The organism is Pseudoroseicyclus sp. CXY001 (assembly GCF_041714655.1).
Taxonomy (GTDB): Bacteria; Pseudomonadota; Alphaproteobacteria; order Rhodobacterales; family Rhodobacteraceae; genus Pseudoroseicyclus_A.
Map to the genome: position 1 here is coordinate 1,396,106 of NZ_CP168219.1, position 13,837 is coordinate 1,409,942.

12 protein-coding genes are annotated in these 13,837 nt (G+C 68.4%); 6 read left to right on the forward strand and 6 right to left on the reverse strand.

Annotated elements, in window-relative coordinates:
• The first annotated feature begins 10 nt into the window (after window positions 1-10).
• Window positions 11-799: an EcsC family protein gene (locus ACAZ03_RS06740; RefSeq protein ID WP_373356651.1), complete on the forward strand. Its 789-nt coding sequence runs from the start codon at window positions 11-13 to the stop codon at window positions 797-799.
• A 100-nt stretch (window positions 800-899) separates the two neighbouring features.
• On the opposite strand, the gene ACAZ03_RS06745 is transcribed toward ACAZ03_RS06740, so the two are convergent.
• Window positions 900-3,185, reverse strand: coding sequence for a putative PEP-binding protein (locus tag ACAZ03_RS06745; protein WP_373356653.1), 2,286 nt, complete (start codon window positions 3,183-3,185; stop codon window positions 900-902).
• A gap of 413 nt (window positions 3,186-3,598) precedes the next feature.
• Window positions 3,599-4,528: a nucleoside hydrolase gene (locus ACAZ03_RS06750; RefSeq protein WP_373356654.1), complete on the reverse strand. Its 930-nt coding sequence runs from the start codon at window positions 4,526-4,528 to the stop codon at window positions 3,599-3,601.
• Window positions 4,529-4,863: 335 nt separating this feature from the next.
• Between ACAZ03_RS06750 and ACAZ03_RS06755 the strand changes: the two genes are divergently transcribed.
• Window positions 4,864-5,163, forward strand: a complete 300-nt coding sequence (locus ACAZ03_RS06755) for an EF-hand domain-containing protein (protein ID WP_373356656.1) — start codon at window positions 4,864-4,866, stop codon at window positions 5,161-5,163.
• Between the two features lie 91 nt (window positions 5,164-5,254).
• Here the strand turns inward: ACAZ03_RS06755 and ilvN are convergent, their stop codons facing one another.
• From ilvN to ACAZ03_RS06775, 4 genes are read right to left on the reverse strand one after another with little or no spacing between them, the layout of a single operon-like run.
• Window positions 5,255-5,812 carry an acetolactate synthase small subunit gene (gene ilvN / locus ACAZ03_RS06760; protein ID WP_373356657.1) on the reverse strand — a complete coding sequence of 186 codons (558 nt, stop codon included), beginning with the start codon at window positions 5,810-5,812 and terminating at the stop codon, window positions 5,255-5,257.
• 1 nt (window position 5,813) lies between these two features.
• The gene (locus tag ACAZ03_RS06765) at window positions 5,814-6,143 is read right to left on the reverse strand and encodes a type II toxin-antitoxin system RelE/ParE family toxin (RefSeq protein WP_373356658.1); all 330 of its coding nucleotides are present in this window, start codon (window positions 6,141-6,143) and stop codon (window positions 5,814-5,816) included.
• Window positions 6,140-6,418, reverse strand: coding sequence for a type II toxin-antitoxin system ParD family antitoxin (locus ACAZ03_RS06770; RefSeq protein WP_373356659.1), 279 nt, complete (start codon window positions 6,416-6,418; stop codon window positions 6,140-6,142). The genes ACAZ03_RS06765 and ACAZ03_RS06770 overlap by 4 nt, the downstream gene beginning before the upstream one ends.
• 42 nt (window positions 6,419-6,460) lie before the next feature.
• Entirely contained in the window at window positions 6,461-8,203 is a 1,743-nt protein-coding gene (locus ACAZ03_RS06775) for an acetolactate synthase 3 large subunit (RefSeq protein WP_373356660.1), read from the reverse strand.
• 591 nt (window positions 8,204-8,794) lie between these two features.
• On the opposite strand from ACAZ03_RS06775, the gene ACAZ03_RS06780 reads away from it, so the two are divergent.
• The 4 genes from ACAZ03_RS06780 to ACAZ03_RS06795 all read left to right on the forward strand — a co-directional run bounded on the left by ACAZ03_RS06780 (window position 8,795) and on the right by ACAZ03_RS06795 (window position 13,821).
• The gene (locus ACAZ03_RS06780) at window positions 8,795-9,880 is read left to right on the forward strand and encodes a TRAP transporter substrate-binding protein (protein WP_373356661.1); all 1,086 of its coding nucleotides are present in this window, start codon (window positions 8,795-8,797) and stop codon (window positions 9,878-9,880) included.
• Between the two features lie 102 nt (window positions 9,881-9,982).
• Window positions 9,983-10,936, forward strand: coding sequence for a TRAP transporter small permease subunit (locus ACAZ03_RS06785; protein WP_373356663.1), 954 nt, complete (start codon window positions 9,983-9,985; stop codon window positions 10,934-10,936).
• Window positions 10,937-10,940: 4 nt separating this feature from the next.
• Complete coding sequence (locus ACAZ03_RS06790) at window positions 10,941-13,295, forward strand: TRAP transporter large permease subunit (protein ID WP_373356664.1); 2,355 nt, start codon at window positions 10,941-10,943, stop codon at window positions 13,293-13,295.
• Between the two features lie 115 nt (window positions 13,296-13,410).
• A complete protein-coding gene (locus ACAZ03_RS06795) occupies window positions 13,411-13,821 on the forward strand; it encodes an NAD(+)--rifampin ADP-ribosyltransferase (RefSeq protein ID WP_373356665.1) in 411 nt (136 codons plus the stop codon).
• Window positions 13,822-13,837: the final 16 nt, after the last annotated feature.

Consider the following 13,837-nt stretch of genomic DNA (forward strand, 5'->3'; position numbering starts at 1 on the left):
CTCTTGACGCATGGCCGAGATGGATCCGATGCGTACCGTCAATTTCGACACGCCGCTCGACGATGCCGGCCGCGAGGAGATCGCGGCCCTGGCGCGGCGCCAGCTGTCTGCGGGCGGGCTCGTCATCAAGGCCGTGAACCTCGTCGGCGGCCAGGTCGAGGACGGGCTGAAGCTCCTGCCCAAGAAGACCCGCGAGCGCATCGAAGGCGCCGCGCGGCTGGGGCTGGAGCGGGCCTATCATCTGGCGCGCAAGGTCCCGAAGGCGCCGAAGGGCGACGGGATCCACCGGGCGCTCGGCACCGTCTCGGGCGCCATCGGCGGCATCGCCGGGCTGGGGACGGCGCTGGCGGAGCTTCCCGTCGCCACGACGATCATCTTCCGTGCCGTGCAGGGCGTCGCCGAGAGCTACGGCGAGGATCCCGATTCTGAAGAGACGCGGCTGCAGTGCCTCCGCGTCTTCGGCGCCGGCGCGCCGGGCGCGGCGGATGACGGGATCGACACCTCGTTCCTCGGCGCCCGCGTGGCGCTGACGGGGCCGGCGCTCCACCGGCTGCTCGGCAAGGTGGCGCCGAAGTTCGCCGCCGTCATGAGCCAGAAGCTCGCGACCCAGGCCGTGCCGATCCTAGGCGCTGTGGCGGGGGCCGGCACGAACTACGCCTTCGTCGGCTATTACACCGAGGTCGCCCATGTGCATTTCGGCCTGCGCAAGCTCGCCCGCACCTATGGCGAGGAGCAGGTGCTGGAGGCTTTCCACCGCGAGCTCGCCCGCCGGAAGCTGCCGGTGACGATGGCGGGCTGATCCGCCCTTCATCTGGCCCCAAATATCGCCGGGGGTGTGGGGGCAGCGCCCCCACGCGATCCGCGAGCCCGCTTGTCAGGGCGGGCCGAGCCTCACGCCCTCAGGCCACGTACCAGCCGGCGCGGCTCAGCCATTGCCGGAGCGGCCCCCGGATCGATTGCTCGCCGCTCTCGCGCGCGCGGTCGATCTCGGCGCGCACCTCGCGAAGGTCGACCGAGCGCAGAAGGTGTTTCACCGGCCCGATGGAGGCGGGGCGCATCGACAGGCTCGTGAAGCCGAGCGCCGCGAAGCAGAGCGCCTCGAGCGGCCGCCCCGCATCCTCCCCGCAGAAGGACAGCGGCGTGTCCGCGGCGCGGCATTTCTCGGCGATCAGCTCGAGAAAGCTGAGGAAGCTCACGTCGAGCGTGTCATAGCGGCGGCGGACACGCTCGTTCTCGCGGTCGGCCGCGAAGAAGAACTGCTTGAGATCGTTGCCGCCGATCGAGATGAAATCCACCTCCTCGAAGAAGGCCGCCGGCGCATAGGCGAGGCTCGGCGTCTCCAGCATTGCGCCGACCTCGGTGGTCTGCGGCAGCACATGGCCGAGGATGCGCTCGCGGTCCATCGCCTTGTCGAACTCGGCCCGCGCATCGCGGAACTCGTTCGGATGGGCGATGAAGGGGAACATGACGCTGAGCGGCCGGCCGTTCGCGGCGCGGATCAGCGCCTGAAGCTGCATCCGCAGCACCCCCGGCTTGTCGAGCCCGACGCGGATCGCCCGCCAGCCCATCGCCGGGTTCGGCTCGTCATTGGGCTTCATGTAGCTGAGGACCTTGTCCGAGCCGATGTCGAGCGTGCGGAAGGCGACGCGCTTGCCGCCGGCGGCGTCCATCACCCGCGAATAGAGCGCCGAGAGCTCGGCGCGCTTCGGCATCTGGTTGCGGATGAGGAATTGCAGCTCGGTGCGGAAGAGCCCGACCCCCTCGGCGCCCGAGGAGGGCAGGGAGGGCAGGTCGGCCATCAGCCCGGCATTCATCTGCAGCGAGATCGTCGTGCCGCAGCGCGCCGTCGCCGGCAGCTCGCGGATCGAGGCGTAGCGCTCGAGCGCCCGCTCGGCCATGGCGATCTTGTCGCCGAAGGCTTTCTTGACCTGCTCGTCCGGCCGCAGGTGCACCACGCCCTGGTCGCCATCGACGAGGATGGCATCGCCGTTCAGCGCCTCGGTCAGGACGCCGCGGGCATGGATCACCAGCGGGATCGCCCAGGCCCGGGCGACGATGGCGGCATGGGAGCCGACGGAGCCCTCTTCCAGCACGATGCCCTTGAGGCGCTTGCCGTAGTCGAGAAGCTCGCCTGGCCCGATGTTGCGGGCGACGAGCACCGGGTTGTCCGGCATCTCGGCCCCGGTGTCGCGGCCCTGGCCGGTGAGGATCCTCAGGAGCCGGTTGGACAGGTCGTCGAGGTCATGCAGCCGGTCACGCAGATAGGCGTCGCCCGACTGGCCCATGCGGGCGCGGGCGAGGCCCTGCTCCTTCTCCACCGCCGCTTCGGCGGAGAGGCCGGCGGCGACGTCGGCCTCCATCCGCCGCATCCACGAGCGCGAATTGGCGAACATCCGGTAGGCTTCCAGCACCTGGATCTGCTCGGCATCGACCGAGCGAGCGGTCGAGAGCATGTCGTCCACCATCGAGCGGAGCTGTTCGACGGCGGCGCGGAGCCGGCCGAGCTCGACCTCGGGATCCTCCGAGATCGGGTTGGTGACGACGACGCGGGGCTCGTGCAGATAGACATTGCCGGCGGCGGCGCCCTCCTGGCCCTGCGTGCCCCGGAAGAGCACGGGATGCGTGTGACGCGCCGAAAGCGCAGCGCCCTCGCCGACGAAGGCGCCGAGCTCGGCCATCTCGGCCAGCACCATGGCGACGACCTCGAGCGCATAGATCTCGTCGGCGGTATATTCGCGCGCGGCCTTGGACTGGACGACGAGCACGCCGAGCCGGTCGCCGAGCCGCTGGATCGGCACGCCGCAGAAGGAGGAGAAGCGCTCCTCCCCCGTCTCGGGCATGTAGCGGAAGCCGGGGGCGGCGGGGGCATCGGCGGTGTTGATGATCGTCCGGCTGCGGGCCGTGCGGCCGACGAGCCCCTCGCCGAGCCGCATCCGCGTCTGGTGGACGGCCTCGGGCATGAGGCCCTCGGTCGCGCAGAGCTCCAGCGTCTCGGCATCGCGGAAGAGGTAGATCGAGCAGACCTCGGTCTCCATCGAGGTGGCGATGAGATGGACGATCCTGTCGAGCCGCGCCTGCCCGGCGGCATCTTCTGCCAGCGCCTCGCGGAGCCGGCCGAGGAGCTTGCGGCTCTCTGTCTCCGGGCTCACCTCCGGCGACGCGGCAATGTCCGGTTGATCTGTCATGGCGCCCCTTCGCTCTCCGAGAGAGAGTTATAAGGGCTCGCGGCCGGAATTGCGATGGGCCGGACGTCGGGGAGGGGCGATTTGCCGGGTGGGCGACGGCGATCTGCCTCGCCTGGAAGCAGGGCTCGGCCCGCCGTGACGGGCGGGCTTGCGATGGCGTGGCGTCGCTCCCCCGAAGCCAAGAGGCCCGCCGGCGCCGCGCGGGGCGAGCGCCGGGCCGGGGGGTGGCGCTCCGACGGTTGGACGGCGCGCTTTATGGTGCCACACACCTCCCCGCTCGAAGCGATGCGCTGCCCCTCGAGAGCGCCAGCCCGCGGGACGGGCCGGCGCTCGCCCTGCGCCTTCGGCGCGTACCGGGGCGGGGCCCCATGTCACCGTTGCGCCGGCAACGGGATGAGGGAACCCGGCCCCCCTCAATACCGCCCGAGCCGCTCCGTAAGCAGCTCGAAGAACCCGTCGGCATCCACATCGCCGATGAAGAGCGCGTTCTTGGGTCTGTCCGTCACGCCCCACCAGTCGGCGACGGTCATGCCGCGGGTCAGCTCGCTCTCCACCTCGATCTCGACATTGATCTCGCGGCCCGAGAAGAGCTCGGGCTTCAAAAGCCAGGCGATCACGCAGGGGTCGTGGAGCGGCGCGCCCTCGCCGCCGTATTTCGCCACATCGAACCGCTCGAAGAAATCCGTCCAGGCGGCGACCGTCTCGCCGATCCTGCCGAGCGCGCGGAAGGCGTCGATCCGCGCCCGTGTCGTCAGCACCTTGTGCGTCACGTCGAGCGGCAAGACGGTGATCGGCACGCCGGATCCGAAGACCACCGCCGCCGCCTCGGGATCGACATAGATGTTGAACTCCGCCGCCGGGGTGATGTTGCCCACCTCGAAATAGGCGCCGCCCATCAGGACGATGCGGGCGATCTTGCCGGCGATGTCAGGGGCCTTCTGCAGCGCCGCCGCGATATTCGTGAGGGGGCCGAGCGGGCAGAGAATGATCTCGCCGGGCGCCGCGCGCAGCTCCTCGATGATGCGGTCGACGGCATGGCCCTCTGTCAGCGGCAGCTCGGGCTCGTAGACATCGACGCCGTCGAGCCCGGTCTTGCCATGCACATGCTCGGCGGTCACCAGCGGCCGCTTGAGGGGCGCGTCGCATCCCGCCAGCACCGGCACATCCGTGCGCCCGGCGATCTCGCAGACGATGCGGGCATTGCGCTGGGTGAGCGCGAGGGGGACGTTGCCGGCCACCGCGGTGATCGCCCGCACCTCCAGCTCCGGCGAGGCGAGGGCGAGGAGGATGGCGACGGCATCGTCCTGGCCCGGGTCGGTGTCGATGATGATCTTCTGGGCCATGCCGGGCTCCCCTGACTGTCGCGCCGGCCAGTTCATCACGGCCCGCCGCCAGATGCCAGCACCGCGCTCCCGGTTCCCTTAAGCTTGCGCCATCGCCGCGTGTCGGCGGGCCGGTGCCCGTTGCCGCTAGGGCGCATCGGTGGCGAATTGCCGAGCAAGGGCGGGGTGGTTTCCGCTCGCGCCGTTCGGCGGGTAAGCGCCTGTGATACATGCGGAAATCGGCGGGGAAATGTCACTCCCTGCCGGGCCTCTGGCGCTCTGCGGCGAGAGGGGCAATCTCTGTCTCAACCGCCGCGGATGAGCCGGGGCGGACGACAGACCGAAGGAGACGCTTCATGTCCCATACCACGAAACTCACCGCCCTCGGCGCCGCGCTTCTTGCCCTCGCCACCCCCGCCCTCGCGCAGGACGAGATGGTGACGGAGACCGACCCGATGGGGGCGGAGACGCTGACCATCGAGACGCTCGACACCGATGCCGACGGCTGGGTGAGCATGGCCGAACTGGCGGCCGTCTATCCCGAGACGGGCGAAGAGGTCTTCTCTGCCGCCGATGCGAATGCGGACGGCTATCTCGACGCCGAGGAGCTGGAGGCCGCCGTGGCAGCCGGTCTCTTCGATGCGCCTGCGGAGTGACGCGGGCCGCGTGATGCTGTTCGTTTGACCAGGCCGGCGGGGTGGCCTCCTCCCTTGCCACCCCGCCGCGCCGCCCGGTCAGCCCGGGGCATCAGCCCCGGGCGAGGGCGGCGACCCCTGTCCGCGCCAGCTCGTCGAGCCCGAGCGGCCGCATGAGATCCGCGAAAGCGTCGATCTTCTCGGGCGTGCCCGTCACCTCGAAGGTGAAGCTCTCCAGCGTGGAATCGACGACATTGGCGCGGAAGATTTCGGCGAGCCTCAGCGCCTCGATGCGCTTCTCGCCGGTGCCCGCCACCTTGAAGAGCGCCAGCTCACGCTCGACGGCGCGGCCCTCGACGGTGAGGTCATGAACCTCCTGCACCACGACGATCCGCCCGAGCTGGGCCTTGATCTGCTCGACGATGTGATCCGTCCCCGAGGTGACGATGGTGATCCTCGAGAAATGCCCCTCGTGATCCACCTCGGCGACCGTCAGGCTGTCGATATTGTAGCCCCGGCCCGCGAAGAGCCCGATGACCCGGGCAAGGACGCCCGGCACGTTCTCGACGATGACGGCGAGCGTGTGCTTGCGGATCGTCTCGTCCGCCGTCGAGCGGAGGTTGTAGACGCTGTGGCTCGTGGAGCCTTGTTCGATCTTGAGGGCGTTCATGTCAGGCCTCGTTGGGGTCCGTTGGAAAGGCCAGTGCGGCCAGGTCTCGCCGGCCGTGGGGCAGGGCGAGGATCGTGATGGTGTCGTGCGTCTCTCGGTAGACGATCAGGTGCTGGCCGGCCCGGAGCTGGCTGATGCCTTCGTGACCCGGTGCGCCGGTCAGCATGGAGAGGCTCCGCCCCCTCACATGCCCGGCGGCGATGGCCGAGAGACGCGCCGTCAGAGCTTCGGAATACCGGATGACCTGTGCTCGGCCGAAGGCCTCCAACGTCCACGTCTGGATGTCCTCGAATTCGGTCATGGCCCGGGCTGTGAAGACGATGGCTTTCATCCCGCATGGCGCTTCTCGCCGTTCCGCTCCAGCACTTCATTGGTCACGCGTTCGATGACATCCTGCCAGGGCTCGTCGATGATCTCATGCGTCCTGGGATCCGCCAGCAGCTCGTCCAGATACTCGGTCACCCGGCGCACCCGCTCCTCGTCCTCCTCCAAGAGCCGCAGCCCCGCCCGCATCGCCTCGCTGGCGTTCTGGTAGCGGCCGGAGGCGACCAGCCTGTCGAGCAGGCTGGCCTGGTGATCGGTGAGGACGACGTTGCGGGTGGGCATGGGCTCTCTCCTTTTATTGGCAATATATGCCAATCCCTGTCGTCAGACCAGCGCCCCGCCTTCGACGAAGGCCGCCGCCTCCGCCGCAAGCAGCATCTCGTTATGCGCCTTGCCGGAGGGGATCATCGGGAAGCAGTTCTCGTGCTTCTCGACGAGGCAGTCGAAGACCACCGGCCCGTCGTGCTCGATCATCTCCATGATCGCGTCATCGAGCTTCGAAGGGTCGGAGCACTGGATGCCCTTGGCGCCGAAGGCCTCCGCCAGCTTGACGAAATCGGGCAGCGCCTCCGACCAGCTCTGCGAATAGCGCTCGCCATGGAGCAGCTCCTGCCACTGGCGCACCATCCCCAACCGCTCGTTGTTGAGGATGAACTGCTTCACCGGGGTGCGGAACTGCATCGCTGTTCCGAGCTCCTGCATGTTCATCAGCCACGAGGCCTCGCCGGCGACGTTGATGACCAGGCTCTCGGGATGGGCGATCTGCACGCCGATCGAGGCGGGGAAGCCGTAGCCCATGGTGCCGAGCCCGCCGGAGGTCATCCAGCGGTTCGGGTCCTCGAAGCCGAGGAACTGCGCGGCCCACATCTGGTGCTGGCCGACCTCGGTCGTGATGTAGCGGTCATGGCCCTTGGTCAGCGCCTCGAGCCGCTGCAGCGCGTATTGCGGTTTGATCACCTTGTCGGAGCCCTGGTAGCTCAGGCAGTCCGAGCGCTTCCACGCCGCGATCTGCCGCCACCAGCCCGCCAGCTCGGCCCGCGCCGTCTTGCGGCCGCGCGCCGTCCAGATGGCCAGCGCCTCTTCGAGGACGGTGGCGACATCGCCGATGATCGGCAGGTCGACGCGGATGATCTTGTTGATCGACGAGGCGTCGATGTCGATATGCACCTTCGTCGAGCCGGGGGAGAACGCATCCGTCCGCCCCGTGATGCGGTCGTCGAAGCGGGCGCCGATGCAGATCATCAGGTCGCAATCATGCATGGCCATGTTGGCCTCGTAGAGCCCGTGCATGCCGAGCATCCCCAGCCAGTGCTTGCCGGAGGCCGGATAGGCGCCGAGCCCCATCAGCGTGGAGGTGATCGGAAAGCCGCTCGCCTCCACCAGCTCGCGCAGGAGCTGGCTGGCGCGGGGGCCGGAGTTGATGACGCCGCCGCCGGTATAGAAGATCGGCCGCTCGGCCTTTTCCATCAGGCCGACGAGCGCCTCGATGGCGGCGTTGTCGCCCTTCACCTTCGGCTGGTAGCGGGGCGCGATCTCGTCGCGGCCCGTATAGGTGCCGGAGGCGAACTGCACATCCTTCGGGATGTCGATCAGCACCGGGCCCGGGCGGCCGTGGGTGGCGACATGGAAGGCCTCGTGAAGCGTCTTGGCGAGCGCGTCGGGCTCCTTCAAGAGGTAATTGTGCTTGGTGCAGGCGCGGGTGATGCCGACCGTATCCGCCTCCTGGAAGCCGTCGGTGCCGATCATGAAGGTGGCGACCTGGCCCGAGAGCACGACGATGGGGATGGAATCCATCAGCGCGTCGGTCAGCCCGGTCACGGCATTGGTTGCGCCGGGGCCAGAGGTGACGAGGACGACGCCGGGCCGCCCGGTCGAGCGGGCATAGCCCTCGGCCATGTGCACGGCGGCCTGTTCATGGCGCACGAGGATGTGGCGAATGTCGTTCTGCTGGAAGATCTCGTCATAGATGGGCAGAACGGCGCCCCCCGGATAGCCGAAGATCGTGTCGACGCCCTGCTCCTTCAGGGCTTCGACGACCATCTTCGCTCCGGTCATTTCTCTGGACATGGGTCCTCGTCCTTCTCTCTCTCGGCTCTGTCGTTTCGGTGCCTTGGAAAACAAAAACCCCCGGCGGTGACCGGGGGCGCATGGGATCGGAAATGGGCGTGCCGCTCAGGGCCCCATGCGCCTTTTTCCGATAAGGACTACGATCCGCAGCATGCCTGCCTCCATCTGGTGCGGCGGACAATATGGAGCAGATTCGGGAAGGTCAACAGGGGGCGAAGACATTTTTGGCATTTCCCGGCGCGTCTGGCGTAACTTTATGGCGCGCCGAAGGGGCGCCACGCAATGCTGCGCCGGCTGAGAGGCCCCGAAACGGGCCCGGAACGCCCCCGGCAGACCACGCGAGACCGCCCCCCGGGCCGCGCCGATCACGGGTCCGCGATTCGCGCCGCCCCGGCCGGCGACCGGCGCGCCGGCACGTCAAATCGCCCTTCTGACCCGCAAAAACGCCCGCGAAGTGGGCATTTGCGACTTCGCGTTGCGAAAAAAATGTCAAGGTGAGGTATTTCGTCGCGGTCTTTCTCGGCTAAGCTCCCCTCCACCGAAACAAGCGCCCGGGAGGAGAACCGGGGCGACCTCAGGGAGGAGATCCACATGGACCGTCGGTCATTCATCAGAACGGGCGCCATTGGCGGCGCCGGTGCCGCCGCCTCCGCACTGGCCGCGCCGGCCTATGCGCAGGGCAACCGCACGCTCACAATGGTCACGTCGGTGCCGGACGGCTTTGCCGTCTTCGACGATGCCGCCGTCTACCTCGCCAATGCCATCACCGAGATGACCGATGGCCAGATCACCATCGACAAGCGCCCCGCCGGCAGCCTCGTCGGCGCCTTCGAGGTGTTCGACGCCGTCTCGTCCGGTCAGGCCGACATGTATCACTCGGCGGATTACTACTTCATCAACCAGCACCCGGGGTACGCCTACTTCACCGCGGTGCCCTTCGGCGGCACCGCGCAGGAGGTGATGAACTGGTACATGCACGACGGCGGGCGCGATCTGCATGACGAGCTCGGCCAGATCTTCGGCATCAAGAGCTTCCTCGCCGGCAACACCGGCATGCAGCCCGGCGGCTGGTTCAACAAGGAGATCAACTCCGCGGAGGACCTGCAGGGCCTGAAGTTCCGCATGCCCGGCCTCGGCGGCCAGGCGCTCGGCCTCACCGGCGCCTCGGTGCAGAACGTGCCGGGCGGTGAGATCTATCAGGCGCTCTCGTCCGGCGCCATCGACGGCGCCGAGTGGATCGGCCCCTTCGCCGACGAGCGGCTCGGCCTGCAGGAGGTCTGCGAGTTCTACTACACCTCCGGCTTCCACGAGCCGGGCTCGGCACTCTCGGCCGCCATGAACCTCGACGTCTGGGAGAGCCTGACGCCCGCGCAGCAGGCCATCGTCGAGCAGGCCTCGGTCGCCACCCACTCGTGGAACCTCGCGCAGAGCTACGCCAACAACGGCGCGGCGCTCGACCGGCTCCAGCAGGGCGGCACCAAGCTGATGACCTTCCCCGACGATGTCTGGGAAGCCTTCGGCACCGCCTCGTCCCAGGCGCTGGACGACTACATGGACGACGAGCTCTACGCGCAGATCCGCGAGAGCTTCGAGGCCTCCATGCGCAAGTCCTCGCGCTGGCAGACGGTGGCGGAAGACGCCTACCGCCAGCAGCGCGACCGTATCCTCGGCATGTAAGCCGGGCGGCCGGGCCCCCACACCGGGGCCCGGCCATGCAGGGACCGGCCGCCAAGCGCCGGATGAGGGCTCCGCCACGAAGGGCCCGGGGAGGGGATAGGCATGAATCTGGTGGAAAGCTGGGGCGGCAACCCCATCGGCTGGCTCATTGCCAACATCATCGAAGGCGTGCCGAACCTCTTTCTCGCGATCTTCCACTGGCGGAGCTGGCTCGACTGGCTGAGCTGGCAGGGCACGGCGGAGGACAAGGAGAGCGTCCTGCGCTTCATCTATTACGGCGCCTCGGTGGAGCTCTTCTTCGTGCTCTTCGACCTCGTCGTGATCCTCACGATCCTCGGCATCGTCTTTCCGCGCATGATGTGGGCCATGGTCCGGGGGCTCGAGGCCTTCGGCAACGGCGTGGGCCGCGTCTTCGCCTGGGCCGGCTTCCTGATGGTCATGCAGCAGGTCGTCATCATCTTCATGCAGCGCGTCTTCGCGGTCTCGCAGCTCTCCTTCGGCTTCGGGATGACCTTCACCAAGGATGTCTCCTGGTGGTCGGAGGAGCTGAAGTTCTACAACGCCATGGTCGTGACGCTCTGCCTTGCCTACACCTTCATCCAGGGGGGGCAGGTGCGGGTCGACCTCGTCTATGCCGCCGTCCGCCACCGCACCAAGCGCGCCATCGACATGTTCGGCTCGCTCTTCTTCATGATCCCGGCCGCTACGCTCATCTGGATCTACGCCTGGTTCTTCCAGTGGCGGCACCTGATCGTGCCCAACACCTCGGCCTCCGACACACTGGAGCGGCTCCTGCCCAAGGCCCGCGCCATGCGCTGGAGCGTCGAGACGATCGGCTTCAGCCCCAACGGCTTCAACGCCTATTTCCTCTTCAAGACGCTGCTCCTCGTGATGACCGCGATGATCGTGGTGCAGGCCGTCGCCTTCTTCTGGCGGAACGTCCTGGAGTTCCGCGAGGGCGAGGCCTCGGCGGACAAGTATCTCGACAAGGACGTACTGGACGGGGCGGAGGCCGAGATGGCCCATGCCGGCCACGCCAGCCATACGGAAGTCTAAGCCCATGCTCTTCGGTCTCGACGGCGTCGAACTCGGCCTGATCATCGTCTTCCTGACGCTCTTCGGCGCCATCCTCTCCGGCTTCCCGGTGGCCTTCGCGCTCGCCGGGGCGGGGGTCATCTCCTTCGGGATCATCGCCCTGCTCGATGGCGGCGGGCTTCTCGTCCACCAGGCCATCGACACCTCGTCGGAGGCCTATCGCGAGCTGACCGCCACGGGTGTGAGGCCCGATGCGATCTCGGTCTTCCGATATCCCGAGCTGCCCCGGATGGAGGTGCCGCTCTTCCCCGAGGGCTGGGAGCAGGCGCTCGACCGCAATCTCGGCTTCATCGTCAACCGCATCAACGAGCGGGTGCTGGCCGGGCAGTCCATCGAGACGCTGCTCGCCGTCCTCATGTTCGTCATGATGGGTATCACGCTGGAGCGGAGCCGCATCGCCGATGACCTCCTGACCACCATGGCGCGGGTCTTCGGGCCGCTGCCGGGCGGGCTCGCCGTCTCCATCGTCGTCGTCGGCGCCTTCCTTGCCGCCTCCACCGGCATCGTCGGCGCGACCGTGGTGACCATGGGCCTTCTCGCCCTGCCGACCATGCTGAAGAACGGCTATTCGCCGGAGCTCGCCACCGGCGTCATCTCCGCCTCCGGCACGCTCGGGCAGATCATCCCGCCCTCCATCGTCATCGTGCTGCTCGGCACGCTGGCGGGAGACATCTATTCCACGGCGCAGGAGAACCGCGCCCAGCTCGCCGGCTGCACCGATGCGCTGACCTATCTCGGCAAGCCCGCCGTCGTCTCGGTCGGCACGCTCTTCCAGGCGGCGATGCTGCCGGGGATCCTTCTGGCGCTGCTCTATGCCGGCTATGCCTTCGGCTATGCGCTCCTCAACCCCAAGAAGGCGCCCGCCGTGGCGCTCTCTTCGGGGGAGGGGGGCCAGATCTCCACCCGCGGCGAGAAGCTCACCTGGTTCCTCGGCGTGCCGCTGGTGCTGGTGGTGGCGCTGGTGGCGGCCGTCGAGGGCGGCGTGATCGGGGCGCAGAACGTCACCGCGCCGACCTATACCGCCGGCCCGCCGCAGGCGTCGCTCCGCACCAACGTGGGCGAGGAGTGCCAGGCGGCGATGATCGAGCTCCATGGCCAGCGCGCCTGGGATCGCGCTGTCGCCCAGCAGGAGGACATCATCGCCGGCGCCTACGAGCCCGCTCGCCCCCTGACGGACGAGGAGCGCGCCGAGGCCCGTGCGGCGCTCGTCGCCAATGCCGCCCCCATCGGCACGGGGATCGGCATGACGGCACTCCTCTTCGCCATCGCCTTCGCCATCGCCCGGGGCGTCGCGCCCATGGCGCCGCCCCTGCGGCTGGTGGTCGGCGGGGCGGGGATCGTGCTCCTCCTCATCGCTGATGCGGCGCTGGCGCCGCCGGCGATGGGGCCGGCAAGCCGGACGCTGCTCTTCGCGATCCCGCTCCTCATGATGCTCTGGGGCATGGCCGGGGCCGTGCGGATGATGGCGACTTCGGAGATCCTCCGCGTCGTCTTCCCGCCGCTGGTGCTGATCGTCGCCGTCCTCGGCTCGATCCTCGGCGGCATCACCAACCCGACGCCCGCCGCCGCCCTGGGCGCCGCCGGTGCCATCATGCTGGCGGCCTACCGCCGGCTCCGGGAACAGGGGCAATCGGGCGGCGTGGTCATCTGGGCCACCGGCGCCATCGTCCTGATGCTGCTGACGGGGATCAACTTCGACCTGCGGATCGGCCTCGCCGAGGTCGGCTTCAGCAACTGGCTGGCCTTCCTGATCGCGCTCGCGGCCTTCCTCTTCGCGATGTTCGGGCTTTTCTATTCCTGCTGGGTGCTGCTGCGCGGCCGCATCCTCGGGCCCGTCGTGCGCGAGACGGCGAAGGTCACCTCGATGGTCTTCACCATCCTCATCGGCAGCCAGGTGCTGAACCTCGTCATCATCTCCTTCGGCGGGGAGCATTACATCCAGGATTTCCTGCGCTCGTTCGACAACGAATGGACGGTGTTCCTCCTGGTGATGCTCGTCCTCTTCCTCCTCGGCTTCGTGCTCGACTTCCTCGAGATCATCTACATCGTCGTGCCGATCGTCGGCCCGGTGATATACGGCGGCACGCTGGAGCCGGCCTGGGTGACGATCATGATCGCGGTGAACCTGCAGACGAGCTTCCTGACGCCGCCCTTCGGCTTCGCGCTCTTCTACCTGCGGGGGGTGGCGCCGCCCTCCGTCACGACGGGGCACATCTACCGGGGCGTCGCGCCCTTCGTGCTGATCCAGGTGGGGGCGCTGGTGCTGCTGGCCCTCTTCCCGGGCGTCGTGACCATCGTGCCGTCGCTCCTGGGGCACTGAAAGGGGCGCTCGGGCGGCCCTTTGCTCTGACATGGGGGTGAAGGTGCTTCGTTCAAGAATGGCTTGAGCCCCCGGCGGCGCCTAGGATGGCCCGCCAGAAGCGGGAGGGCGCGGCATGGATGCAGCGGACGACAAGGCCCCGGACGGCAGCCCGTTCTACCACGGCACGCGGGCGGAACTGCCCATCGGAGCGCTCCTCACCCCCGGGCGGCCCTCGAACATCCGGCCCGAGATCGTGATGCGGCACATCTATTTCACTGCGCTGACGAGCACCGCCGCGCTGGCCGCCTGCCTCTGCCCGGGCGAGGGGCGCCCGCGCGTCTATCTGGTGGCGCCGACCGGAGCCTTCGAGGACGACCCGAACGTGACGGACAAGAAATTCCACGGCAATCCGACCCGCTCCTACCGGAGCGGCGCGCCCCTGCGCATCCTCGGCGAGGCGGAAGGCTGGACCCCCCTGACGCAAGAGGAGATCGCGGCCTGGCGCGCCCGGATTGCGGCGTCGGACGGGGCGATCCTGAACTGACTTCGATCACGGAATA

Excerpts from the sequence above, each read along its gene's own strand:
- ACAZ03_RS06775 (WP_373356660.1), bottom strand. The coding sequence starts at position 8,203 with ATGTCCAGAGAAATGACCGGAGCGAAGATGGTCGTCGAAGCCCTGAAG.
- ilvN (WP_373356657.1), bottom strand. The coding sequence starts at position 5,812 with ATGAACGCCCTCAAGATCGAACAAGGCTCCACGAGCCACAGCGTCTAC.
- ACAZ03_RS06780 (WP_373356661.1), top strand. The coding sequence starts at position 8,795 with ATGGACCGTCGGTCATTCATCAGAACGGGCGCCATTGGCGGCGCCGGT.
- ACAZ03_RS06770 (WP_373356659.1), bottom strand. The coding sequence starts at position 6,418 with ATGCCCACCCGCAACGTCGTCCTCACCGATCACCAGGCCAGCCTGCTC.
- ACAZ03_RS06750 (WP_373356654.1), bottom strand. The coding sequence starts at position 4,528 with ATGGCCCAGAAGATCATCATCGACACCGACCCGGGCCAGGACGATGCC.
- ACAZ03_RS06790 (WP_373356664.1), top strand. The coding sequence starts at position 10,941 with ATGCTCTTCGGTCTCGACGGCGTCGAACTCGGCCTGATCATCGTCTTC.
- ACAZ03_RS06755 (WP_373356656.1), top strand. The coding sequence starts at position 4,864 with ATGTCCCATACCACGAAACTCACCGCCCTCGGCGCCGCGCTTCTTGCC.
- ACAZ03_RS06765 (WP_373356658.1), bottom strand. The coding sequence starts at position 6,143 with ATGAAAGCCATCGTCTTCACAGCCCGGGCCATGACCGAATTCGAGGAC.
- ACAZ03_RS06745 (WP_373356653.1), bottom strand. The coding sequence starts at position 3,185 with ATGACAGATCAACCGGACATTGCCGCGTCGCCGGAGGTGAGCCCGGAG.
- ACAZ03_RS06785 (WP_373356663.1), top strand. The coding sequence starts at position 9,983 with ATGAATCTGGTGGAAAGCTGGGGCGGCAACCCCATCGGCTGGCTCATT.
- ACAZ03_RS06795 (WP_373356665.1), top strand. The coding sequence starts at position 13,411 with ATGGATGCAGCGGACGACAAGGCCCCGGACGGCAGCCCGTTCTACCAC.
- ACAZ03_RS06740 (WP_373356651.1), top strand. The coding sequence starts at position 11 with ATGGCCGAGATGGATCCGATGCGTACCGTCAATTTCGACACGCCGCTC.